This is a genomic window from Spirochaetota bacterium (assembly GCA_035477215.1).
Lineage (GTDB): Bacteria > Spirochaetota > UBA4802 > UBA4802 > UBA5368 > MVZN01.
Genome location: DATIKU010000058.1, coordinates 135731 through 158687 on the forward strand (window position 1 = coordinate 135731; position 22957 = coordinate 158687).

Annotated in this window: 22 protein-coding genes; 6 read left to right on the plus strand and 16 right to left on the minus strand. The window is 51.5% G+C overall.

From position 1 onward, the window contains the following. Nucleotides 1-7: 7 nt before the first annotated feature. From VLM75_15145 to VLM75_15160, 4 genes are all read right to left on the minus strand, one after another. Nucleotides 8-616, minus strand: coding sequence for a hypothetical protein (locus tag VLM75_15145; GenBank protein HSV98258.1), 609 nt, complete (start codon nucleotides 614-616; stop codon nucleotides 8-10). A gap of 12 nt (nucleotides 617-628) precedes the next feature. Further along, the gene (locus VLM75_15150) at nucleotides 629-1477 is read right to left on the minus strand and encodes a metallophosphoesterase (protein HSV98259.1); all 849 of its coding nucleotides are present in this window, start codon (nucleotides 1475-1477) and stop codon (nucleotides 629-631) included. Nucleotides 1478-1900: 423 nt separating this feature from the next. Beyond that, nucleotides 1901-2941, minus strand: a complete 1041-nt coding sequence (locus tag VLM75_15155) for an OmpA family protein (protein ID HSV98260.1) — start codon at nucleotides 2939-2941, stop codon at nucleotides 1901-1903. Nucleotides 2942-2968: 27 nt separating this feature from the next. After that, the gene (locus tag VLM75_15160; GenBank protein HSV98261.1) at nucleotides 2969-3661 is read right to left on the minus strand and encodes a hypothetical protein; all 693 of its coding nucleotides are present in this window, start codon (nucleotides 3659-3661) and stop codon (nucleotides 2969-2971) included. A gap of 340 nt (nucleotides 3662-4001) precedes the next feature. Here VLM75_15160 and VLM75_15165 point away from each other — a divergent pair, with 340 nt between their 5' ends. Next, complete coding sequence (locus VLM75_15165; protein HSV98262.1) at nucleotides 4002-4274, plus strand: cupin domain-containing protein; 273 nt, start codon at nucleotides 4002-4004, stop codon at nucleotides 4272-4274. Here the strand turns inward: VLM75_15165 and VLM75_15170 are convergent, their stop codons facing one another. Then, nucleotides 4275-5573: a PLP-dependent aspartate aminotransferase family protein gene (locus tag VLM75_15170; protein ID HSV98263.1), complete on the minus strand. Its 1299-nt coding sequence runs from the start codon at nucleotides 5571-5573 to the stop codon at nucleotides 4275-4277. A gap of 467 nt (nucleotides 5574-6040) precedes the next feature. Between VLM75_15170 and VLM75_15175 the strand changes: the two genes are divergently transcribed. Next, nucleotides 6041-6331: a SpoVG family protein gene (locus VLM75_15175; GenBank protein HSV98264.1), complete on the plus strand. Its 291-nt coding sequence runs from the start codon at nucleotides 6041-6043 to the stop codon at nucleotides 6329-6331. Nucleotides 6332-6404: 73 nt separating this feature from the next. Here the strand turns inward: VLM75_15175 and VLM75_15180 are convergent, their stop codons facing one another. Continuing rightward, entirely contained in the window at nucleotides 6405-6722 is a 318-nt protein-coding gene (locus VLM75_15180) for a hypothetical protein (GenBank protein HSV98265.1), read from the minus strand. A 102-nt stretch (nucleotides 6723-6824) separates the two neighbouring features. Here VLM75_15180 and VLM75_15185 point away from each other — a divergent pair, with 102 nt between their 5' ends. Continuing rightward, on the plus strand, nucleotides 6825-7874 hold the full coding sequence (locus VLM75_15185; GenBank protein ID HSV98266.1) for an SMP-30/gluconolactonase/LRE family protein: 1050 nt from the start codon (nucleotides 6825-6827) through the stop codon (nucleotides 7872-7874). Nucleotides 7875-7893: 19 nt separating this feature from the next. Here VLM75_15185 and VLM75_15190 read toward each other — a convergent pair whose 3' ends face one another. The 6 genes from VLM75_15190 to VLM75_15215 form a co-directional block, all read right to left on the minus strand. Then, complete coding sequence (locus tag VLM75_15190; GenBank protein HSV98267.1) at nucleotides 7894-10161, minus strand: ATP-binding protein; 2268 nt, start codon at nucleotides 10159-10161, stop codon at nucleotides 7894-7896. A gap of 156 nt (nucleotides 10162-10317) precedes the next feature. Continuing rightward, nucleotides 10318-10764 carry a VOC family protein gene (locus tag VLM75_15195; protein HSV98268.1) on the minus strand — a complete coding sequence of 149 codons (447 nt, stop codon included), beginning with the start codon at nucleotides 10762-10764 and terminating at the stop codon, nucleotides 10318-10320. A 69-nt stretch (nucleotides 10765-10833) separates the two neighbouring features. Continuing rightward, nucleotides 10834-11667 (minus strand): SDR family NAD(P)-dependent oxidoreductase, encoded by an 834-nt coding sequence (locus tag VLM75_15200; protein ID HSV98269.1) that lies wholly within the window; start codon nucleotides 11665-11667, stop codon nucleotides 10834-10836. A 248-nt stretch (nucleotides 11668-11915) separates the two neighbouring features. Next, nucleotides 11916-12884, minus strand: a complete 969-nt coding sequence (locus VLM75_15205) for a GGDEF domain-containing protein (protein ID HSV98270.1) — start codon at nucleotides 12882-12884, stop codon at nucleotides 11916-11918. Between the two features lie 30 nt (nucleotides 12885-12914). Next, nucleotides 12915-13868, minus strand: a complete 954-nt coding sequence (locus VLM75_15210) for a GGDEF domain-containing protein (GenBank protein ID HSV98271.1) — start codon at nucleotides 13866-13868, stop codon at nucleotides 12915-12917. Nucleotides 13869-13895: 27 nt separating this feature from the next. Continuing rightward, complete coding sequence (locus VLM75_15215) at nucleotides 13896-15098, minus strand: aminopeptidase (GenBank protein HSV98272.1); 1203 nt, start codon at nucleotides 15096-15098, stop codon at nucleotides 13896-13898. Nucleotides 15099-15811: 713 nt separating this feature from the next. On the opposite strand from VLM75_15215, the gene VLM75_15220 reads away from it, so the two are divergent. From VLM75_15220 to VLM75_15230, 3 genes are read left to right on the plus strand one after another with little or no spacing between them, the layout of a single operon-like run. Continuing rightward, on the plus strand, nucleotides 15812-17116 hold the full coding sequence (locus tag VLM75_15220; protein ID HSV98273.1) for a hypothetical protein: 1305 nt from the start codon (nucleotides 15812-15814) through the stop codon (nucleotides 17114-17116). Nucleotides 17117-17134: 18 nt separating this feature from the next. Then, the gene (locus VLM75_15225; protein HSV98274.1) at nucleotides 17135-18028 is read left to right on the plus strand and encodes a zinc ABC transporter substrate-binding protein; all 894 of its coding nucleotides are present in this window, start codon (nucleotides 17135-17137) and stop codon (nucleotides 18026-18028) included. Continuing rightward, entirely contained in the window at nucleotides 18025-18798 is a 774-nt protein-coding gene (locus tag VLM75_15230) for a metal ABC transporter permease (GenBank protein HSV98275.1), read from the plus strand. Before VLM75_15225 ends, VLM75_15230 begins: the two co-directional genes overlap by 4 nt. On the opposite strand, the gene VLM75_15235 is transcribed toward VLM75_15230, so the two are convergent. The 4 genes from VLM75_15235 to VLM75_15250 all read right to left on the minus strand — a co-directional run bounded on the left by VLM75_15235 (nucleotide 18799) and on the right by VLM75_15250 (nucleotide 22934). Next, a complete protein-coding gene (locus VLM75_15235; GenBank protein HSV98276.1) occupies nucleotides 18799-19449 on the minus strand; it encodes an HAD-IB family hydrolase in 651 nt (216 codons plus the stop codon). Further along, on the minus strand, nucleotides 19446-20666 hold the full coding sequence (locus VLM75_15240; protein HSV98277.1) for an MFS transporter: 1221 nt from the start codon (nucleotides 20664-20666) through the stop codon (nucleotides 19446-19448). The genes VLM75_15235 and VLM75_15240 overlap by 4 nt, the downstream gene beginning before the upstream one ends. Nucleotides 20667-20704: 38 nt before the next feature. Then, a complete protein-coding gene (locus VLM75_15245; protein HSV98278.1) occupies nucleotides 20705-21388 on the minus strand; it encodes a class II aldolase/adducin family protein in 684 nt (227 codons plus the stop codon). Nucleotides 21389-21455: 67 nt separating this feature from the next. Continuing rightward, on the minus strand, nucleotides 21456-22934 hold the full coding sequence (locus VLM75_15250) for an aminotransferase class III-fold pyridoxal phosphate-dependent enzyme (GenBank protein HSV98279.1): 1479 nt from the start codon (nucleotides 22932-22934) through the stop codon (nucleotides 21456-21458). Nucleotides 22935-22957 lie beyond the last annotated feature (23 nt).

Sequence of the window (22957 nt, forward strand, 5' to 3'; positions counted from 1 at the left end):
TTGCCTTTTATTCATTTCCACGGCGATCGTACAGGCATATGGTTTCCGATCCCCGGAAAATCCCGGGGTCAAAGACGAAACCATCGTGCATGCGGAGGAATGGCGTTTTTCCGCATCCTTCAACCCCGCAAACATATTTTTTGGCGGGGCACCTGCCGAAAATGCACAGGCGCCCAAGATACTTCCCGGTATTGCAATCCAACAGGAAAACATCAACCTGATGATGCGCAACCCCTATCCCTTCCCCCTTGTGTAAAAGCGAAAGGCCCCGTACTCTCGCCGTTCGAAGTTCATTGATGCATTTCACATCATCCATCCATACGGCCATATCAACATCATCGCAGTGGTGATAAACTTCAACACCTTTCTCTGCAAATCTGCCACTTGAAGGCATTTCCTTGAATGGAGGAATGGCGACCGAACCGAACAAAATGATTTTACGGACCGCAGCGATTTCCGAAAGGGCGCGGGATACGTGTTCAGCGGCAATTCTGAAATTTGCGTGACGCTTAAGGTTTTCCGTGTTTATCCGCTCGATCTGGGCTTCGGAAGGTTCCTGGTCCTCCCATAGAAACGGAATCTTCTCCATGCCGGGACCTTTATCGCGGCTGGCCATGATGATCTCCGATCATTTTCGGTGATTTATTCTGATCTGAACTATTTCCGGCCTCGTTCCAACCCTCACCGGGGGGCCCCATGTACCGGATCCGCTTGAGACGTACACATGAGTATCGCCCTTTTGAACATATCCATGGCTTATTTCGTATACGGCGCTGGTTATATGGTTAAACGGCCACATCTGCCCATGATGCGTGTGCCCCGAAAGTTGAAGGTCGATACCGTTTGCTACGGCTTCGTCAAGTTGAAACGGCTGATGGTCCATTAGGATGATCGGTAATCGTTTGTCAAGACCGGAAATGATATCGTTAAGCGGTTTCCTCTTCTCTCCGGTGAAGCCGGCTTTGCTTCGGTCATCCCGGCCAACAACGTAAAACTTACCATCAATGAGAACGGCGTTGTCGCGTAGAACGATAATTCCGTGTTTTTCGAGATAATGAACGGCATCCTCCACGCCGCCGATATATTCATGGTTTCCGGTGACTGCATAGACACCGTACTTCGCCCTGAGACCGCGCAGGGTCTCTCCAAGGTTCTGTTCGATTACGGGTGCGAGGTCTTCGTCGACGATATCGCCCGCGAGCAATATGACATCCGGCTTTATATCGTTGATTTTGTTTACCAGGCGCTCGAGGCGTGAGTTTCCGATAATAACGCCGAGATGTATGTCTGTTGCCAGCGCAATCCGCACTCCACCGTGCGGAATGGTGGTTTTAGATAGCGTAATATCGAGAGTGCGCACGCGCAAAATGGCGGCGTTGACATAGCCGGCAGTCACCGTCAACAATGCCCCAATCAACACGATAGCGGCGATAATGTATTTAATGATGCCTCTCTTTTCAATAACAAATGACGGCACTAACGGAATCGCCTGGTTCATTAAACGGAGAAAATCGACAACAACCAGACCAATAAACAGATACGTCATGAGCGCTAACCACAACGACCCCGCGAAAATGGCCGCGGTACTGAGCGTGCAGATTGAATATCTCTCAAGCAAGCGACCGCCAATATATGATGACGCAACCAGCAAGAAAACGATTGCATACCATGGGCGAATCGCCGAACCTCGCGGTATGAGCTGCCATCCACGAAAAAATATATAGTAATTGATCAGCCCGTAAACAAGCAGAAACAGTGAAAAGAATATAAGGAAGTTTACCGTTCGCATGGGCGTATTTACCGGTATTAATGTAGCTCACACTCGCGACGTCTACTGCAAGAAAAAACCCCTCCCGGGAATCGGGGAGAGGTACGTTTTATGCCAGGTTCTCGCAACGGGTTACTTTTTTGCAGCCCGCGGGATGACGACAATGTCGACGCGTCTGTTAAGCGCGCGATTGGCCGCGGTATCATTGGATACAATGGGATTGAACTCACCGTATCCCGCCGCTGAAAATCGCGCATTGTTGATCTTTTTGTCATGGTTCAGAATATAGTTGAGCACGGCAAGGCCCCTTTCCGTAGACAGCTGCCAGTTGTCGCGAAATTGGCGCGTCTTAATGGGAACGTTGTCGGTATGTCCTTCGACTACGATATTGTATTCGGGATAATCGGAAAGTATTTTTGTGATCTTTTGAAGGGCGGGAAGGATCCCTATTTTCAATTCGGCCGATCCGGAATCGAAAGAAATACGATCATCGATGTTGATGACCAGCTTGTCGTGAAACCGTTTCAATCGAATCTCGCCCTTCCGGATCTCATCCCCAAGCTGCTTTTCGAGTTCGTCCGCCTGCATCTTCATCCTGTCAAGTTCGTCCTGCTGGGCTTTGGTAAGCTTTTTAAGATTCCCCATCTCGTTGTTGAGGTTTGCGATCGTGTTCCTCATTTCGGCCATCCGAGACTCGTAGGATTTTCGCGTCTCATCAAGCTCATTGATTCTTCTTGTCCTCTCGTCCTGCAATTCCTTCCGAAGTTTCGCAAGCTCGCCTTCGTATCGCGCCTGCATTTTTTTACTTTCCTCGACAAGGTCTTTTTCGCGATCACTGCCCTTTCTCTGAAGGGTGTCGATCGTTCCCTGAAGCTCCTTAACCCGGTCTTCGCAGAGGCTATTGTCCTTTTCCCTCCGCTTATTGCACGATTCGATCTCAGCGTCCAGACGCTCAATCTGCCGCTCAAGATCCTTAATGGTGCTTTCAAGATTTGATTTTTCATTTGAAAACTGTCGCTGGACGCCCTTCAACTCCAGTTCAACAGCCACCTTCTCATTATGCAGATTTTTATAATCGCTGGTCCATTTGAAAAGCTGTGCGAGAGCCGGAGTCTCCGAAACGGAGGCAAGTACAGCCGCCGCGGCCAATATAATAATTGTTTTTTTCAGCATAATGCTCACTCCATCCCCATTCCGGGGTTATTTACCGTAACCGGATTCTGCAAGCCTGGCTTCCGCCATTTTAAATGTGTCGGCATATTTAAGATATTTCTGACGGTTATTCGCGGCTCTTTCCTTCATCGAGGCGTGATATTTCTCATATACGGAAACATCGATGCGGGACTTCTCGTCCTTCTTTCCGGTTTTAGGATCTGCTGGAATTTCCCCCATTGTACGATCCTGGAAGGCCCTGGCGATCCTGGCTTTTTCATAATTCAGTTCGGCGATCTTTACGGAGAGCTCTGATTCTTTCAATTCGACGTCAGCCTCCTCGTAGTCCTTTTTCGCTTTAAGATACGCCAGCTTTAATTTTTCGATGTTTATTTTTTGTTGATTGTCAACCATTGCTTTCTCAACTTCGCCAAGCGCCCTGGTGTCGTCGGAAATCACATGCAACTTTTTCTTTTCCGTAAGAAGAGTTGCCTCTTTTTCGAGGCCGGAAAGCTCTTTTTCGCTTATCACAACCTTCTGAGCGGTAATTTTAAGCGATTCCTTAACTTTATTGTTTTCCTGGTTGATGACGACAATCTCGTTTTCAATACGCGTGAGATTCTTTTCCTGTTCGGCTGATTTTTCGATCAGCAGAGTTTCCTTAATCGGTGCCGGTGAGCTTGCCAAACAACCGGAAAAACCAAGCACAAGACATACAAACGGTACAAGGTAAGTTTTCATCGCCCCATCCTTTTTAAAAAAATAAATTCGCCGGACCGCTCCAGCGTTATTCAATCTGAACGCTACATTCAGTTGCGGAAAAGTGTACTTATCACTGCGCAGACGTAAAATAACGCCGATAACGCATAATGTCAATTCAAAAATGCAGTCGATTCCATAGCCGGACGATTGGCCCGTTTCCAACGACAGCGGCCAGATCGGAAAGGAGCCTTACCTACCGGAATATTTTGTATTTGACTTTTCATTATGCCAAGGTTTTAATATGGAACTTGACAAACAAATCATCAACCCGAAGTGATACGAGTCGGCAATTTAAATACATGGTATGTCAGAGAGGACAATGAAGATATCCATTGAAAAACCACGCGAAGAAATGCTCGCCAACCGGAAAGTCCGTTCGTGGCCGATCTGGCAGAAGGAGGTCTCCCGTTTTGACTGGAGCTACGATTCAACGGAAGAGTGCTTCCTGCTGGAAGGTCGGGTCGTTGTTGAAACATCGGACGGTGAAAAAGTTGAATTCGGCAGTGGTGATTTCGTCACTTTCCCCCGTGGGTTGTCCTGTACCTGGGACATTAAGGAACCCGTAAAGAAACACTACAATTTCAAGGACTGATCAGCTCTTTGTTCCAAGCCTCTTCAAGACGGCATAGGCCGCCGGTGCGACAACGCTCTTGAATGTTCTCCCTCGCAGTGCCCTGTCGAGATCGAGGATTAGGTCTTCGACGTCCTCCAGCCCGGTGCTTATGCGCAGCAGTCCGTCGCCCATCCATTCCCGAATGGCCTTTTTTTGTTCCATGGAAAGGTATGGCACCGAATCGACATACATATCGGTCGGATAGTAAAACAGCAGGCTGCGCGGATGTCCAAGCGACGTTGCGTACGTGAATATGCGAATTTTTTCAGCCAGCGCGACTGCCGCACCCAGTCCCCGTTTAAGGCGCATGGTAATCATTCCACCCGGCATTCGCATCTGACGGAGGGCAAGTTCATATTGCGGATGACCCGGCAGACCGGGATAATACACCCGGGATACGGCCGGATGCGCCTCGAGAAAGGACGCGAGCGTTGTCGCGGTGTCAGAGTGTCTCTTCATCCTCAGCGGCAAAGTTACCATGCCACGTGCGATCATCCAGGCGTTAAAGGGACTCATCGCTCCTCCCAGGTGAACGAGCGCATCTTTCCGAATACGGTGTATCTCCTTCCCGGGGCCGACGATAAGTCCTCCAAGAGCGTCTCCATGTCCGTTCAGGTATTTCGTCGCGCTGTGGATTACAAACCGCGCGCCGAGTTCGAGTGGTTTCTGTATGCACGGTCCCGCCCATGTCGAATCAACGGCAAGCGGGATTCCCGCTTTTCTCGCTATTCCGGCGATCACCGAAATATCCGCAAGGCTCAATAAGGGATTCGCGGGAGTCTCGATATATATCAGTTTGGTATTTTTGCGTATTTCGCGTGCGACCAGCTCGGTGTCGGCCGTGTTTACCAGGCTCACCTCCACCCCGAAGCGTTTAATGTGTTTTCCGAACAACTCCTGCGTTCCCGCATAACAGACATCGCCGGCTATTACGTGCTCTCCGCTTTTCAACATGGTGAATAGCAGTGCCGACACGGCAGCCATCCCGGATGCAAGCGCGAGGGCCGTTTCTCCCCCCTCCAGCGCCGCCACCTTTTCTTCCAGGGCCCTTCCCGTCGGATTGCCCCATCTTACATAAGCGAACGGGGGATCAAACGATTCCATGGTTAGAGCGTCGAACAGCCGGCTGCCGAATCCCGGCAGTTTAAACGCTGCGGACATTGTAATATTCGGAGACAGGGCCCCCGTCGACGGGTCCGCGATTTCACCTGCATGAACCGCCACAGTGGCCGGCCTGCAACCGTTCGACTTTTTAAAATTACGCTCCTTCTTTCCCATGCATCCTCCACGGCGCGTACTGATATATCCTTATACCCTGAAAACAGAATTATCCGAGGACCGCTTTCCAACTGTTCAGATTACATAAGCCTTATTTGTTATTACAATTTATTTTCTTTTAATTAATCCGCACCGGGGCATAAAAAATCACTTTCCCAAATGAAACACGGCCGGAATAAGGCATCGAGCGTAACGCACATCAGACCTGTTGCAAGTCTCGGTGATATCCGGTTACACAACGACTATATTATTCCTCGGAAAGAGTTCAAATGATAAGAGGCTTTCAAAAGTATGGCCGCCGGCATCTAAGTGTTTCCATTACAGTCTATCAGGTAAATATACTTACATATTTTAGTGTAGTATAATTGATTGATTAACCGGAGCATTACATTGATATTTATCTTGACATGTTCACATACATGTGGTATGCATCATACATAAAAACTCTAACTACTGGTGGTGCCGAGATGGATGAGATAATAACCGAAGTGAGAGTGTTCCCCAAAGAAAACCTTGGCAAAACTCTCGGATTCGCCAATATCACCATACTGGACAAGTTCGTTGTGAAAAATCTGAGGATAGTTCAGGGCGACAAAGGGATATTTATCGGCATGCCTTCCAACAAGCGGAAGAACGGTGAGTTCATTGACCTCTTCTTCCCCATCACGCAGGACGCTCGCGACCTAATCACTAACGCAATACTGGCAAAATATCAGGAGGTTGCGCGCGAACAATCCCAGGCCGGCCGGGTTTCTTAGGAACCTTCCGGCACGCGATTATCCGGCCCCGGGAGGCGTGGTGAACTCCATACCGGGCCGGAAATGGATTTAATCAGTCATCCCTCCGCATACGCGACATGAAATTGTTCACGAAGTTCGTCATGCGCGCGAGGACGAGCGCGCTTATCAGCACATCGATAAGATTCGGCAGTGCAATTCCGGTTTTTCTGAACACACTGAGGGCTTCAACCTTGTAACAAAGGAGGAAGCTCACGATAATTATTATTCCGTCCCTGGTCGCTACGACGGGCCTTTTGGAACCTACATCCCTCAAAGACGACATCGAGAACAGAGCCATTACCGCCGCTTCGATAATTATGGCGACGACGAATAAATTGATGATGTTTTGAATAAGTACTTCAATGTTCATTGATCGAACCTCCCTGTTTCACTACCGCAACCTTAACGAGACAACTCTTCCGTCATTGCGCAGTATACTATACGAACAAACTGAAAAGTTCAAGAATTTTATTTGCAATTTACGGTGGACAGTGGAGATTCTTATCATTACCTGTTGCATAAACAGAGGATTTGGACCTTATACGAGGAATTTCATACCATGCACCCTAAGACTCTACTTGCGCTGGCCACCGTTATGGCCGTTCTGTCGCTGGTGGCGATTCAGTATAATTTTTTTATAGATACCGGCAATAATCCATTCACACAAACGGGCATCGTCAACACGTCGTCCTATTATCCCGATGGTCCCGTCTGGAAAAACAAGGCTCTCTATTATTCTGAATATTCAAAAGACCGTGTTATGGTCAGGGACGGCAGAGGAAATATCGAACTCTGGAATGAAACCGGCTGCGGCCCGCGATCTATCGCCTTTTTCTCCGATAACCTTATCATCGCATGCCGCGATGCCGATTCTCTGGTCGAGATTACCACCGCGGGCAGGGTTGTACGCAGGATAACAGCAGACCGGAGTGGCCACCCGTTGGAAGGACCGATCGATTTTGCGACTGACACACATGGTGGACTTTATTTTGCCACAGCCGGACCCGAAAATTCAGGGAGGATGTACGCGGGACGAATTTACTACATGGCCGCGGATGGAGTCATCAATACGACGGGTATTTCAATCCAGCGCTCCGGCGGTATGGTAATCATACCGGAAAAGAAAATCATTCTTGTGAGCGAGAAAACCGAAAACCGTGTTATTCAATTCGATCTGGTTCAACCCGGAGTTCTCTCCAACAGGCGTGAATTTATCCGTTTGTCTGATATCACCGCCGCTCCCGACGGCATGGACACGAATGCCGGACCGGATGGCCTTGCCGTCGATTCGGCCGGCAATATCTTCGTATGCCACCCTGGAGCGTCACGCATATTGGTGCTTGACCAGTCCGGAGTCCTTCTTCAAGTTATAAAGACGCCCCTGCCATATGTGACCGGAATCGCATTCGGACGGTTTGACAATGTAATCTACATAACAGCGGTTTCCAGCCTGTCTGACCCGCCCTTCTCCGGGGTCGTTTTTGAGTATACCAGAAAACGAACCCGCCAGACTGCACGCTGATCCGCAGTGTTTGAAATTATTATCCCGTCTGTACGCCACCGAAACGTTTTACGAGAAGCACCTGGTTTCCCTTGTTGTTATAAGTGACCTGGTCGAATATATTCATCGCTATCGTGATACCACGCCCATGAGCCAGCATTTCTGAATCGACTTTACACTTAATGTTTTCAATCATCTTCGCGTGGTCGAATCCCCCGCCCGCGTCGGTGATCTTGTATGCCACACGTTCGGGATTTAGGGAAAACTCGATACCGACTTTACGCCCGAGGTACGCGGGATCATTCTGCCTGGCTGAGATAAATTCCATGTAATTATCACTCATAGTTTCGATCGATTTTTCCTCGAAACCGATTTCCAGGTTTCCGTGTTCGATGGCGTTTATAATCATTTCCCGCAACCCTATCCGGAGCAGGCTGACCTGTTGCGGTTTCATATACTTGGCAACGTTACGTACAAGCCTGTGACTGATTTCCTCGGCTGTTATCAGGTAGTTGCCTATGGAGAAATTCTGCCTCTCCGAAATAAAATATTCCATCAGAGAGTCCTCGCTCACGCCTGTCGCGCGACCCAGAATCTCGTTTTTACCTTCGATAGTAATAAACTCGAGTCGAACGTTGAACTCTCTGGGTTCGGCGGCGAAGGAGGACTTCAACTTCATTTTAAGATTAAAGGGCGACCTTGTTTCTATGAATTCCTCTAGTTTTTTTTCCACCAGTCGTATCAGGACGCTTTTTTCCTGTGGGTCCTCGAAGACGATATCCTGGAATTTAAGGGTCCCCATGTCGTCGGCATGGATGCCGATCTGCTTCATGAACGCCCTGTTTGCGGTCGTAAACGACCAGTCATCGCCTAATGAGAAAATACCTTCGTTGGTACCCTCAACCAAAAGGCGGTATTTCTCCTCGGAAACACTGATGGTTTTATTCGCCGAGTCGAGTTCGGAAAGTTTGCGCTCGAGATCCGTATTCAGGATTTCGATCCTTTTATGCAGAAAAATGAAACGATTGGCGAGAATGAGTGCGGTGCCGATGACGAAGAAAAAAAATCCATACCGGGTAAGCACCAAATCCAGGGAAAGAAAAACCGCGTCGATGATATCGAAAACGGTGGTAGTGAACAGTAAGGCCACCCCGATTACGAGATTGCCGACGACCGAGCCGGTTATGGTTTTTTTTATTGATTGCCGGTATGTTTCAGGACGCGACGAGCGCGTGGACTCCCTGTGTCTTTCGCGTACCCGCATAATGAAGCTGTATCCGATTGTGAAAAACGCGTAATAGAAAACGGGCAGAAGAGCCGTCGCCTGCCACAAGCGCAACACGTCAAAGGCGAAAGGAAGCGGAGCGAATGGCACGAGGAGTATAAGCACCGCGCAAAAAACACCGTATACCATAGTTACGATACTGATTTTTTCCCTGATGATCAGCTCTAAAAAGCAGCCGGCAAGGGGAATAAGCATGAATAAGCTTATCAGCTCAAGACGGAAAACCAGACCGGTATCTAAAATAAACTTATAGACCGTATGAGTCCTTAAAAACAGATAAATGAACAGCACGACCGCGAAAAGACCGAAACATAGATTATACCGTTCAACCTTCCTGTTTAAATACAGGAAGATATGATACAGCCCGAAAAACAGGTAAAGAAAAATAAACGCAAGCGGTATCGATTCCGAGTTAAAATCTACAATATTTCGGTACTCGTCGATGAAATAGGGGCTGCTCTGATAGAGACCGGTATCGTTGAAAGTCGGATTTCCGATTATGCGGAAAGCAAGGATGTTTTCGCCCGGACGAAAAACGCGCGGATCTACGGGGAAAAAAACGTCCCTCATGCCGCGCCAGGTGCTGATACCGCCATCCGGCCTCAGATGTAACTCCCGGTTGACGAGCCTTCCGTTGACGAAAATCTCCCAGTTGCCTCCGATACTTGCCAGATGAATACCAGGGACCTTACCGCTTTCGACCATCTTTTTATCCGCAATGAACCGGGTCACAAACGTATATGTTTTGTCCTGGAAATGCCGCAGGGAGAAAAAACTCCGCTCAACATCGCCGTCCAGCTTCAATTCCCGGACCCTGACTGCGCGTTCTCCCCGTTCACCCGGCGGAATCGCCACCCAGCCGGGCTCCGCCTCTTGCGGCAGGGCGTGCAGCCATTCCGCCGAGAATCCTTCACGAACATACAGTGTCTCTTTTGTTAAATCAACCGGGGCAGCCAGTCCGACCGAACCCACGAAAAAAGAAAACAATCCGGTCAGCATCGTGAACATTGCAAACGATTTCATATCTATCTTCTGTCGAGTGATTGTTATATTTTTGAACGAAAGACACACATTATTTTTGAGAAGCTATATCAAATCGAATGCGAAAGTCAAATACAATTCATTCAAAGGAATCAAGGCCGTACCGGTAAACGATGTGAATTAAAAGGCCCGGTAAACTTACAGTTTGACCAGCTCGATATACAGCGAGCCGAGCTCGTTTTCGGTATCCAGATACGCCGTCCCTATCCCATCGGGATGAGCCGTTTTTTGCACGACTTTACCGCCCCTGTCGGTCCAATCCTTCACTTCCTTGTTGAGATCGTCGACATAGATGCCGAGGTGGTGTATGCCGGGGCCGTGCCTGTCGAGAAACTCCTTCACGATATGCTCGCCCTGCACTATCTGCATGAGTTCAAGATCGATATTGCCAACACGCGCCAGGCCGATTTTAGTGATAAAATTTACTTCTTTCCCGCGGAGGTGTGCCTTCGCCTCCGGCATCTGGAAAGTGATAAATTTGATCCCGAAACATTCTTCCATGAATTTGGCGGCCTTTTCAACATCATGAACGACCACCCCCACCTGATTTACCTGAGGAATATTGCACATAACACTTTCCGACATACCCGCCTCCTTCAGATGTTTGATTTATCAAAATGAAGAATCGTCGCATTACGACGATTTAAGCTATGATCACAGCTCCATAAGCTGACCGCCGCAGAGATTGACCGCCTGTCCGGTGATATAACGCGATTCGTCGGAGGCCAGAAACGCGACGAGTTTTGCAGCGTCTTCGATTTCGCCAATAAAACCGAGCGGAATCTCCCTCGCCATTTCCTCTTTGCGCTCCTCGAACGTATTGCCGTAAAACTGCGATTCAAGCTCGAGCTGCCATTTCAACAGATCCGTATAGACTTGCCCCGGACAAATGGCGTTTACGCGGATTCCAAGCCCGCCCATCTCTTTCGCCATCACTTTTGTGAACATTATCACCCCGGCCTTCGCGCAGGCATATGCGCCGTTGAAAAGGGGCGGGAATTTCCCTGCGCGTGAGGCGGTGTTTACGATGGCCCCTGGTCTTCCGGTCATCAGCGGCAGGACCGCTTTGGTGACCCTGTAAGTTCCGTTCAGGTTGACATCTATCGTTTTAAGCCACTGCGTTTCGTCGTAATTGTTAAGTGTATTGGGCACGCCGAATGCCGCACCGGCGTTGTTGCACAGTATATCGACGTGAGCGAACTCCTTTTTTATCGAGTCGATCATGGCGTTTACCGATTCGGTGCCGCAGACGTCGACGGGAACCGCAAGAGTTTTAACGGAGTATTCTTTTGTCAGCTCCTCGCATATGTCCTTCATTTCATCGGCGGGAGCGGTTTTAACGGCGCTGTCCTTATCCTGAGTGCCGAGATCGGCGATGATGATATGTGCGCCGCACGACGCCATCTTTCGGGCTATGGCATATCCCATACCGGTGCGCTTACCGGCACCGGTAATGAGGGCCGTCTTACCTTTCAGATCCTTATACATGGTGAATAATACCTCCATCCTGTTTTAAATGAGATGTTACCATGCCGTACAAACGCCTCAATTACCGGGTGCTTTCTCTATGCTTCAACTTCAAGAATGAATATGGTTCATATTATTAACCATGTTCATTGTCAATATCTATTTGTTGCTTCGATGTGATCATCAAATACAGGGAGACCATTAACTTGAAATAAGGATGGTATCGCGACTGGAATTACAGGAAGATTCGTGTTGTATTCGGGCAGGCTTTACATGCACACAACCCGGTTGCGACCCTCTTCCTTCGCACGGTACAATGCTGTATCGGCCTTTTTCTTAAGGGAATCGATATCGACCGCACTCTCGGGGAATGACGCCAGCCCCTGGCTGATGGTAACCCTTTTTATTGCTCCGTCAAATCTCGCGAGCGTATCGAGACGCTCGACATCGGTCCGTATCGCATCACACACCGCGAGAGCGCTCTCCTTTCCGGCGCCAGGCAGCAGGAACGTAAATTCATCACCCCCGTAGCGCGCGATTATGTTTTTATCGCGCAGGCGGCGCTTGAACACCTCGACCACATCGCGAATTACCCCGTCGCCCGTTTCGTGACCGTAAAGCTCATTGATCTGCCTGAAGTAATCGAGGTCGACCATCACCAGCACGAGCGGCTCGCCGTTTTTTCTGGATTCTTCAACGTATTGGTGCAGCGAATCGTCGAGAAACCGTCTGTTATAGACCCCCGTCATCTCATCCGTTATCGCCCTTTTACGGGCTTTGTCTCCCCACTGCACCATATCGAAAAGGAAATCACCGGTGTTTCTCAGCCTTTGGGTCGTTATGTTCAGCATCCGGTACATTATCTTCTGGGCCGTTTCCGGATGGTCTTCAATTATCTTGAATATGGAACGCTGATGGAGTCTGAAGAGAACGCTGTCCTCACGCGCGGTGCAGGTTGCCGAGCGTGGAGCCTCTTCGAAAATGCACATTTCCCCGAAAAAGTCCCCGCTTTTGAACACCGCGATTTCCCTGCTTTTGCCGTCGGGAAGAGAAATTGATGTCGCCACACTTCCATCCCTCACGATATACAGTTCTTTTCCCTCATCACCCTGCCGGAAAAGCACGCTCTCCCCCACGACTTTAACCTCCTCGAGATAATCATGGACTTCGCGTATCTCACCCTCTTTCAGCAGAGAGAATATTTCTATTGAATTTAAAAAACCATATATAGAACTCATTGTGCTTATATTCTCCAGTCAGTCCGCGGTTCAGGTCGTCCTTGTGGCGTTTCCGCCTGAATTTCGCGCCTCCAGCATTTTTTCGAACGCGGTACGCACTGAATCAGCGCACCCGCAATGATCGGGACACAGGGCGATTCCTACACTGGCGGTCATTCTGAAATCCGCATCGCCCGTTACGCCTGCCGCATCGACCGACCTGAAGGCTTCGTGCAGTCTCCCGGCCAATTCCACCGCAATCCCGGCATCCGGGAGAACGCAAAGAAACTCGTCGCCACGATATCGGATACCGATATTTTTAAAGCCGATGGCTCCGCTGAATGCCTGCGCAAGCATTTTCAATACCCTGTCGCCCGCCCCGTGTCCGTAGTTGTCGTTGATCTCCTTGAAATTGTCCGGCTTAATAACGATAACCGTAAACGCTCCTTCTCCACGATTCAACATGGGCATGACCTCTTCATCGAGGTATGACCTGTTGTAGAGTCCCGTAAGCTTGTCGTAATGTATCTGCTTCCTGAGATCCTCGACCCATCTTGTCTTCTCCGAGATGAGGCTGTTTGTGTAGCGTATCCTTCCCGCAACAGTGGCAAGGAACCGGTGCAGGATACGCGCGGCCATCTCGCCGTGACGTAAGAGCAACTCGCTGAACCTGGTTCCCGCCGATGGAAAACGCAGTATGACCGAGTCCTTCTCGGCAATCGCGGTTGCTGTCCTCTGACTATTCTCGAAAAGATCAAATTCGCCGAACGTTTCGCCCTCAATAAACGTGGCTATACATGTGGACTCGCCTTCGGCATCCCTGTTTATCGATATCTCACCCGATTGCACGACAAACAACGCATCCGCAGAGTCGGATTCCCGGAATACAACGCTGCCTGCCGCAAGGTTTGCGTATTCGCTGTATCGCGCGATGACGCCGAGTTCGCTCTCCTTTAATTTTGAAAAGAGGCTCACGTTCTTCAGCATTTCGAGCCGGTCATCCATGCTAACGCCACCCCCCCCAGTGTCAGTTTACCGGCGGAATTCGCCGTTCTCATAAATGCAAAGTGCTTTCCCGTTTTGAAGCGTGGCATTTATCCGTTTCTTTTCCGTATTCACCAGGTCCCAGTGGAGGGCCGATTGGTTGAACCCGAGGGACTTCCTGTTTGCCGCGGTCAGTTTCGAGGGGTTGCCGGCATACGCATTGGTGTATGAGCCACCCAGAGCAATGTGGCAATTGCCGTAACTCCCCCCGTAATTCTCGTCGAAAAGAGTATCGGCCATAAACCTGTCTATTTTAGAGAAGCGCTTGTCGGTAAGCGAAAATTCCCCTATCCTCGCAGCGCCGGGGTCCATCGCCAGTGTCTCTCTGAGGAACGCCTGCCCCCTTCCCGCCGTCGCTTTGACGACCCTGCCGTTTTCAAAAAGAAGGCGCACCCTTTCGACATAGTTGCCGTTTCGGAATGACGGCTGGTCCGCAAAATACTCTCCGCGCGCGCCACGCCAGTCGGGCGATGTAAAAATCTCAAATGAGGGAATGTTCCTTCCGCTGACTCCTATAAAAAGTCGCCGTTCTCCCATCCGAAGCGTCAGATCCATCGATTTGCTTTCTATCCGGATTTTTTCGATTTTCAATGAATTTAGCCATTTCTTCACTTCGCCGGCGGACCTGAAAACCTGCTCCCAGCGCGCTACCGGATTCCGTTCGTTCAGCATACATGCCTTGATAACCTGATCGGTATACTGTTTTATGCCAAGGCCGGCCTGTGAAGCGAGCGCTTCGGTCGGATACGTGCACAACGTCCAGCCGAACAAGCCTTTGTCTTCCCGCCTGTTCAATATCTCCCTCATGGTTTTTCGCGTTACGGCGGCTTCGTTCATCGCCTTGGGGTCGATCCCCTGCAGATGGGTGAGCGACGAGGGGGCGTGGAGGTAAATACTGCCGGAAAGACTGCCATACAGCTCCCTTTCACCGGATGGTATGTACTTTCTCTGTTTGCGGTCGGAATACCTGAAAAAGTTCCGCTCCACAAGTGGAGACGGCATTGCTCGCAGCACCACGTTTATGTGTCGCTCTATAAGTGATCGATGCAGAACCTGGGCAAGTGGTAGCGATTCAAGGTCGAAGTTTACAAGTACTTCTTCATAGTGTCCGAGCGGTTTACGGCGCCCGATTGAAAGACCCCACAGCAGAACTTCGGCGTATCTCTCGAGCTGAGCACCTGATAACGTCATTGTTTTCCGCCCTTTATATGACTATGAAAATAACTTCGCATGTAAACTATTTGAATACCATTTTAAAATCAATCAAAATAACGGATCCGTCTTTCTTTGAAACCTGAAACCGCGTAAGAAGCGCAACAACATAAAACAGTACACTCAATGATGCCTTGCTGATGCTGAAAAATAATCGTTGCTTTTCGCGGCTCTTTCTACGATACAACTCGGTATTAAGATTCAAATTGGTGTCGGCAATATGATCGGATATAAATCATCCTCTCTTAGTCGCCATTCCGTGGGAATCTCCTTCACTTTTCTCTATGTCCTTGCGCTTGTATTCGGCGGATTACATCACCACCACAACGTGAGTCACTACGACGATTGCCCGGTCTGCCATTTCACCACCGAAAGCAAGAGCATACTCGATTTACCGCCCGAACAACGATCCTGGATTCTCATTCTTTATAAATATATTCCGCCGGTGACCCATCCGGCGATCTCCCTGTTCGAACTCCGCGGTTACTGCTTCCCCAACGCCCCTCCGCACCGCTTTTCCTGATACGCGTTATTACATCGCGACATGCACCGAAATTCACGGCCATGTGTCTTGAAACGAAACCGGACTTGTTTCATAACTTGGGAAGTGCGCTGTTTCCCCCCGCCTGCGGCGGTGAGAATGCGATCTTCCCCGAGTTTTGCAACAACTCTGCCGTATCCAGGAGGAGTCTATGAAAAATATTTATTTCGCCATAACGATCATCTGCGCGTACGGCCTCGCCCACGCGCAGGAGCCGGCTTACAAATCCGCGACCGAACGTCGTAGAAATACCTACAATGAACCGATAAGCGCCCCGTTCGCGCAGGGCAAATTCGTTCCCGACATCTCGCTCATCGCGGACTTTTCTGTTGCGGGGCGTGATATCGGCGATGAACGCTACGCGTCGGTTGAAGTTCCCGGCCTGATCCACACTCACGGGCATGATGAACACGGCCATGAATATGCGGCCTTGAACGCCAAAAACGGTTTCAATTTCAATTATGCCGAACTCTCGCTGTATTCCGTGGTCGACCCATACTTCGACCTCTTCGCCACTTTCCATATCGGCGAGGACTCCTTCGAGGTGGAGGAAGCCTTTTTCACCACACGCTCGCTTCCCCTGGGCCTTCAGTTGAAGGCGGGCAAATTCCTGAGCTCGTTCGGTCGAATTAACGAGCAGCATTCACATTACTGGGATTTCGCGAACCAGCCTCTGGTCTACAAGGCATTCCTCGGCGATCACGGCCTGCTTGAAAAGGGAATACGCGCCACATTTCTCGCTCCGATCCCGTTCTATCTCCTTATTGGTGGAGAGGTCCTTTCCGGTGAAAACGAGGCGAGTTTCGGTACCGAAGGATTCGAAGATGTGACAAAAACCAATGCGGTCGAGGACGCGATCGGGCCCGAACTCTATACGGGCTACATCAAAACGTCTTTTGACCTGGGAAATTTTGTCGTATTGATGGGCGGCTCCGTCGCGTGTGGAACGACGAGGATCAACCACGGTGTTGATGAGGTCACTAACGGGGGCCACGCCATAAACGGGAATACTTCCATAATTGGCGGTGATCTAACGCTCAAGTACCTTATCGATTCGTATCGATATATATCTCTCCAGAGCGAATACCTGTATCGCGTTTTCGACGGAGACGAATACGATAACCAGGGGGCGAAGGCGGAACTCGAAAAGAAACAATCCGGTCTCTATACCCAGCTCATCCTGCGTTTCGGGCAACGCTGGCGCGCAGGTTTCCGGTACGATCTCATTAATAAGAATGAGATTAAAGTCGGGGGCGCCGACACCGATCTCCCCGAGAACCTTGTGCGCTATACGAGCATGCTCGAGTTCGACCCTTCCGAGTTCGCGCGCATCCGCCTCCAGTACGGTCATGACCGCTCATCGTATCTTTACGAAGGCGAAAAGAAAAAAGTCAACAACGAGCTTCTCCTACAGGTCAACATGGCGATCGGCGCGCATGGCGCACACAGCTTTTAGGAAAACGGAGGCACTGCTATGAGAAAAGTTGCGACGATTCTAATTATGCTCATGGCCCTTTTCGCTTCAAGGGCCGAAGCGCGGCTCAACGTGGTCTGCTCCTATCCATGGATCACCGATCTGACGGCGAAAGTCGGCGGGGAACGGGTAAAAGCTTTGTCACTTTCCCAGGGCAACTGGAACCCGCACTTGGTAGTGCCGAGGCCTTCACTTATCGGCAAGGCACGCGACGCCGACCTGCTCATTATGAACGGCGCGCAGCTTGAGATAGGCTGGCTGCCGCCGATCGTGAGGGAATCGAGAAATCCCCGGATACAACAGGGACTGAATGGCCTCCTCGACATTTCATCGTCGGTGACGCTTATCGAGGTCCCCATCGCCGTTTCCCGCGCCGGCGGAGACGTGCACCCAGACGGCAATCCACACTACGCCCTGGACCCGCACAACATCGCGCCGATCGCCGCGGCCATTGCGTCGAGACTGGCTCTTCTCGATCCCGAAGGGGCGGCGGTGTACGAGGCCAAGCTGCTCGCGTTTCGGACCGACTGGAACAAACGGCTTGCCGGATTGGATACGCGTTTCGCAGCGCTCCGGGGCGTGAAGGTGGTGTCGTATCACACCCTGTTCAATTATCTTGCGCGACGATACGGGATGATACTTGTCGGAACCATCGAACCCTTCCCCGGCATACCTCCCACATCGCGTCACATTGAATCGCTCATCGGGCGTTCGCGTGCGGAGGGGCTCGAACTGGTCCTCCAGGATGTCTATAATCCTTCAAAACCAGCTCGTATGCTCGCCGAAAAGACCGGAGCGCGCCTGGTCGTACTTCCTCACGACATCGGGGCCGTTCCCGAAGCGAAGGACCTCTATGCGCTCTTCGAAACCATCGCGGGGAGGCTGGGCAGATGAGCACGATTCTTCTTCCGGCGCTTCTGGTTTCAATCGTATTGCTCGGTATCCATTCCTATTTCGGGATACGGATCATCCGGCGCGGCATCATCTTCACCGATCTCGCCATCGGCCAGATGGCCGCCCTCGGGGCGGCCGTCTCGCTCTTCTTTTTCCACGGGGAGTTCCTGTATCCGTTGTCGCTCGGCTGGGCCCTTTTCGGGGCTCTTCTGGTCTGGACAGCTTCCAGACGCGCGGCGCATCTCGAAGCGGTCATCGGGCTTATCTACGCGCTCGGAATCGCCGGGGTATTCATGCTCCTTTCCAAATCACCGCACGGTATGGAGGAGTTTCAAAACCTTATGGCCTACGATATCCTCTTTACCGGAATGGATGAGGTGCCGGCAACTGCCGTTCTGTACGCCATCCTCGGAATCGTAATTTATGTGAGCGAAAAAAAGGCGCCCGAACGGGTCAAGGATGTTTTGTTTTTCATCACCTTCGCCGTAACAGTGACAAGTTCGGTGCGGCTTGCCGGTGTGCTGATCGTTTTCGCGATTCTGCTCTCGCCCGCCTATATCGCGCTGGTGCTTGGTGAATCACCGCTATCCGTGGCCTTTTTCAACGCCCATCCCCTTATCGCGGCATGGGGAATCGGCATAGCGATCAACCTGGGATCGATTGCAATTTCTTACCGGATGGACCTTCCAACGGGTTACACGCTGGTGTTTTTCCACGCACTGGCAGCCATCATTATGGCGTTTGTCCCATTGAGGAAAGTAACAAGATGACTATTCGAAATCCATGATCGGCCAACCCCGCTCGAGCGCGATTCGGCGCAGGGTTTCCCGAGGATTGACCACAACGGGATTGCCGACAGCTTCGAGTACGGGAAGGTCGGCGATGCTGTCGCCGTAGTAATACGACTCATTGAGGCCTGATCCCCTGTCGGCACAGAATTCGCGCATAAAGGGTATCTTTCCCGCACCGACGCAGTATTCACCCGATATTTTTCCGGTATACCTGCCATCGGAGATCTCGAGCATGGTCGCGATGATGTAATCGAATCCAAGATAAACGGCCACATGCGACGCTATAACGGCGTTGGTGGCGGTGATCATGCAGGCGATGTCCCCTGCTTCGCGCTGTTCTTTTATCATCTTCAGGGCGTCCCCGTACAGCTTGTCGCGGACAACTTTCTCAAAATGCTCCGCGGAAAGCGCATCGAGCTCGCCGGCCGTTCTCCCCGCGAATTCGCGAAGTTGAAATTCATTGAACGAGACGGGATCGAGCCTTCCCATCTCGTACTGCTCCCAGAAATGGACGATCCGATCGAGGTCACCCCGCGGGGCGATGCCCTTTTCGATAAGAAACAGCTTCCACGACACGTCGCAGTCATTGTCGAGAATGGTATGATCCATGTCCCAGAAACGTACGATCACGAGGCGCCGCCGATCTTCGATTCACGAAGCTTCAGACACAGCAGCGCGTTCCCGACCACGAGCACCATAAAGAGAACGAGAAACGGAGTCATGGAGCCCGTTTCATCGGAGCGGAAGACATCCATGCCGAAGATGAAAATGACACCGGATATCTGGCCGGCGAGCAGCAAAACGCCCTGGGAGATCGACTCCGGGGCGGGATGGCTTACCTCCGCGCTGTACTGAAAGCCGATGGGGCCCGCGCTCATGATGAAAAATCCCAGAACGAACGAAGATGCCAGTATGAGCCAGAACTGCGCGGCGAATGCCAGGCCGAACAGCCCCGGCACCATAGCGATCATCGCCCCGACGAGATACGGTCGGCGCTTTCGCGTTTTGTCCGAAAGGACGGGCAGGATCGACGCGCCGAGTATCCCGCCGATCATCATGATCGCGCCGATGATACCCGCCTGTTCGGGGGTAATCCCGCGCGGCGCGAGGATCTGTTCTATCCAGGTGGTCACCGCGTTAAAGATGCCGAGACCTATGAAAAAGAGCACCAGCAAGAGGCGCATGTCCCTGAGTCCCATTATATGGCGCAGTCCGGTGAAGAACGAATATCGCTCCATGCTCTCGTCAGCTCCGGGAGGCGTCGGCGGGCGTTCCCGAATAATGAAGAGGAATATCGCCGAACCGGCAAGCGTGATGATCCCGTAAATCATCAGCATTCCCTCCATTCCCTTCGCGGCAAAAAGGAACGGGCTTACCCCAAGCGCCACAATGATTCCCAGGTATTGTGCGAGCGAAGCGAGCCCGGATACCGTCGCCCTTTCATCCACCGGAAACCACTGCGCGGCGAGCTTGGTGTACGCATTGAGGATGAACGGCTGCGCTACCGCCAGCCCGAACTGGCAGACCGTCACCATGGTGTAATCGGCGGCGTACATGCCTTTAATGAAGCCGAAAACACCGGCAAGAAGCGCCCCGATTCCTATACCGACGCGCAACCCATAGGTGTCGATAATATATGAGGCCGGGATGCACATCACGATATACACCAGCATATAAATCATGGAAAGAAAGCCGATGGAAAGAGGCGACACCGAGTAGAACGTGGCCGCCTCACCCGTTATGGCGGCGAGGGCCACCCAGTGGATCTGAATTATCACGTTGAGGATCATGAACGCGGCCATGATGATCCATCTATAGCCGTAGACCTTTACCGCCTGTTTATCCATGAGTCGACCTCCCCATCCCCGTTGCTAAGGGGCCTGCTTTATTTTTTGTCTCCCGATTTGCGCGCGATCTCGGCGTCCTGCCCCATCTTTAAAAGCTGGAAGAACGGCGCCACCACCGATTCGGGGAGCGTACTGATGGCCCTTCCCGTGCAGAGCGCGTGATAATACACGGTTGCGGCCTTTTCGAAAAGCTCCATATTGGTAAAGGCCCTCTCGATGCTCGACCCCAGGCTGAGCGCGCCGTGGTTCTGTAAAATATAACAGTTACAACGGTTTTCGAGCTTTGCGGCGACGTTTTCGATGAGCTCCTGACTTCCTGAAAGCGCGTAGGGAATGAGGTCGATGACCGGCCCAAGGTTGAAGAGCACCTCGTCAAAGAGCGGCGGTATCGGTTCATTGATGAGGGCGAACACGCTCGCGAATGTCTGGTGAGCGTGAATGATGGCGCTTGCGTCAGCCCGGTTTTTATAGATCGCGGCATGCATCCCCGTCTCGATAGAGGGACGGGTCGGTGTCTCGATCGGAGCGAGATCGAGACCGACTATGCAGATGTCCGCCGGTGAAAACCGCGCGTAGTCCTTCCCCGACGGCGTCACTGCAAGGGCGTCTTCACCCTCTATAAGCATCGAGACATTTCCCCCCGAGCCGGCGGTATATCCCTTCGAGAAAACCATCCTGCTGTAATCGACGACTTTCTCTTTGTATTCGTCATATTTTCCCATGGATTTCTCCTTAAAATTTTTCGAAAATTAACGGTATATCGGGTTTCCCTGTTATGCAACAAACCTATTAAATTTCGACGCACTCGAGCACCCGGTCGAAACGCTCGAGTGCGTCGTCGATCACGTCGTCCGTATCCGCCATCGAAGTGTAAAGACGCGAGCCGGCAAGAGATATTATTCCCTCGGCCGTAAAAGCGGCTCCAATCTCCTCCATGAGGTGCTTGCGTTCCGTAACCTCGGTGAAGAACTTCGGATTGTTGATGTCCATGAGCATGGCCGCCGATGTTTCGAGGTGACAGATCGAACCGTGATTGAACGCGATAAACGGCAGCCCGCGTCTGTCAATGATCTCCTGCAGGCCTCTGGTAAGACGATCGCCCGCCCTGCCGGCCAGAACCGGTGCGCTGGTCTCCTCCATCGCCTTGATTGCGAAATAACCCGCTGCACAGGAAAGCGGATTCGCCGAAAGGGTGCCGCCAACCATGGCGCGTTTCTTCATGCCCTGGATTCCGGCCGCAAAGCATTCCATTACGTCCCGCCTTCCGCCGACGCCTCCCGCCGCGGGATATCCACCGGCCACGCATTTCCCGAACACCGTGAGGTCCGGCTTCACGCCGAAAAATCCCTGCGCTCCATGGATCCCCACCCGGAATGCGGTCACAACCTCGTCGAAGATGAGGAGCGCGCCGAAGCGGTCGCATATCTCCCGGACGCGACGGTTATAGTCGTATACCACGGGCCGTGTGCCGCTTTCCGGGCCCAACGGCTCCAGTATTACGGCAGCGGTGCCGCCGTCTTTTTCATTTCGACCGAGCATCGCAAGAAGCCCGTTCGGTCCGTCGATATCGTTCGGGAAGACCTCCTGGGTGTCGGCGTAACATCCTGCCGGAATTCCGTGCGCCTCGAGCGGTCCAATGCCGGGAATGCGCATGCCGAACACCATCTGGTCGCTCCAGCCGTGGTACGCGCCGCCGGCCTTTATGACCTTCTTCTTCCCGGTGAAAGTCCGCGCCGCTCTGATTGCGGCCATCACGCTCTCCGTTCCGCTTGCGAGCATTCTGAACATCTCGACGGAAGGAATCAGCCTGCAGATGAGCTCGGCAAGCTTGAGCTCATACTCGTGGAACAGGCCCGTTACCGGACCGCTTTCCCGGATAAGCTCGATGATTTTTTCCTGCACGGGCTTGTAATTGCTGCCCAGCACCGTCGGACCGCCCGCCTGCAAAAAGTCGATGTAACGATTGCCGTCGACGTCCCATAAATAAGCGCCCTCGGCACGCGTGATCGCGAGCGGGAAGGGATAGTTGAACGCGAGATTGTGCTGGACACCACCGGGTATGTACACCTTCGCCTCGGCCGTCATTTTTTTGGATCCAGCGCATTTCGTTTCAAAATATCGAAGAAAGCCCTCCATACTGTCCCTTTTGAGGGGATACATGGGTTGATTATTCGCAAGGTCGTGCAGCTTCGCAAGCAGGCTCTCGGTATCCGGCCAGTACGAAATGGCATATCCTTTCGGCATGGGATTTTTTATTTTGTCGCTCATTTTCATCCTCCGTTGCGCATATA

Bases quoted from the DNA above. Each gene is read 5' to 3' on its own strand.
- VLM75_15155 (HSV98260.1), bottom strand. From the start codon at position 2,941: ATGCTGAAAAAAACAATTATTATATTGGCCGCGGCGGCTGTACTTGCC.
- VLM75_15145 (HSV98258.1), bottom strand. From the start codon at position 616: ATGGCCAGCCGCGATAAAGGTCCCGGCATGGAGAAGATTCCGTTTCTA.
- VLM75_15245 (HSV98278.1), bottom strand. From the start codon at position 21,388: ATGGGAAAATATGACGAATACAAAGAGAAAGTCGTCGATTACAGCAGG.
- VLM75_15180 (HSV98265.1), bottom strand. From the start codon at position 6,722: ATGAACATTGAAGTACTTATTCAAAACATCATCAATTTATTCGTCGTC.
- VLM75_15240 (HSV98277.1), bottom strand. From the start codon at position 20,666: ATGGATAAACAGGCGGTAAAGGTCTACGGCTATAGATGGATCATCATG.
- VLM75_15160 (HSV98261.1), bottom strand. From the start codon at position 3,661: ATGAAAACTTACCTTGTACCGTTTGTATGTCTTGTGCTTGGTTTTTCC.
- VLM75_15225 (HSV98274.1), top strand. From the start codon at position 17,135: ATGAGAAAAGTTGCGACGATTCTAATTATGCTCATGGCCCTTTTCGCT.
- VLM75_15175 (HSV98264.1), top strand. From the start codon at position 6,041: ATGGATGAGATAATAACCGAAGTGAGAGTGTTCCCCAAAGAAAACCTT.
- VLM75_15215 (HSV98272.1), bottom strand. From the start codon at position 15,098: ATGACGTTATCAGGTGCTCAGCTCGAGAGATACGCCGAAGTTCTGCTG.
- VLM75_15195 (HSV98268.1), bottom strand. From the start codon at position 10,764: ATGTCGGAAAGTGTTATGTGCAATATTCCTCAGGTAAATCAGGTGGGG.
- VLM75_15210 (HSV98271.1), bottom strand. From the start codon at position 13,868: ATGGATGACCGGCTCGAAATGCTGAAGAACGTGAGCCTCTTTTCAAAA.
- VLM75_15170 (HSV98263.1), bottom strand. From the start codon at position 5,573: ATGGGAAAGAAGGAGCGTAATTTTAAAAAGTCGAACGGTTGCAGGCCG.
- VLM75_15220 (HSV98273.1), top strand. From the start codon at position 15,812: ATGAAAAATATTTATTTCGCCATAACGATCATCTGCGCGTACGGCCTC.
- VLM75_15230 (HSV98275.1), top strand. From the start codon at position 18,025: ATGAGCACGATTCTTCTTCCGGCGCTTCTGGTTTCAATCGTATTGCTC.
- VLM75_15165 (HSV98262.1), top strand. From the start codon at position 4,002: ATGAAGATATCCATTGAAAAACCACGCGAAGAAATGCTCGCCAACCGG.
- VLM75_15250 (HSV98279.1), bottom strand. From the start codon at position 22,934: ATGAGCGACAAAATAAAAAATCCCATGCCGAAAGGATATGCCATTTCG.
- VLM75_15200 (HSV98269.1), bottom strand. From the start codon at position 11,667: ATGTATAAGGATCTGAAAGGTAAGACGGCCCTCATTACCGGTGCCGGT.
- VLM75_15190 (HSV98267.1), bottom strand. From the start codon at position 10,161: ATGAAATCGTTTGCAATGTTCACGATGCTGACCGGATTGTTTTCTTTT.
- VLM75_15205 (HSV98270.1), bottom strand. From the start codon at position 12,884: ATGAGTTCTATATATGGTTTTTTAAATTCAATAGAAATATTCTCTCTG.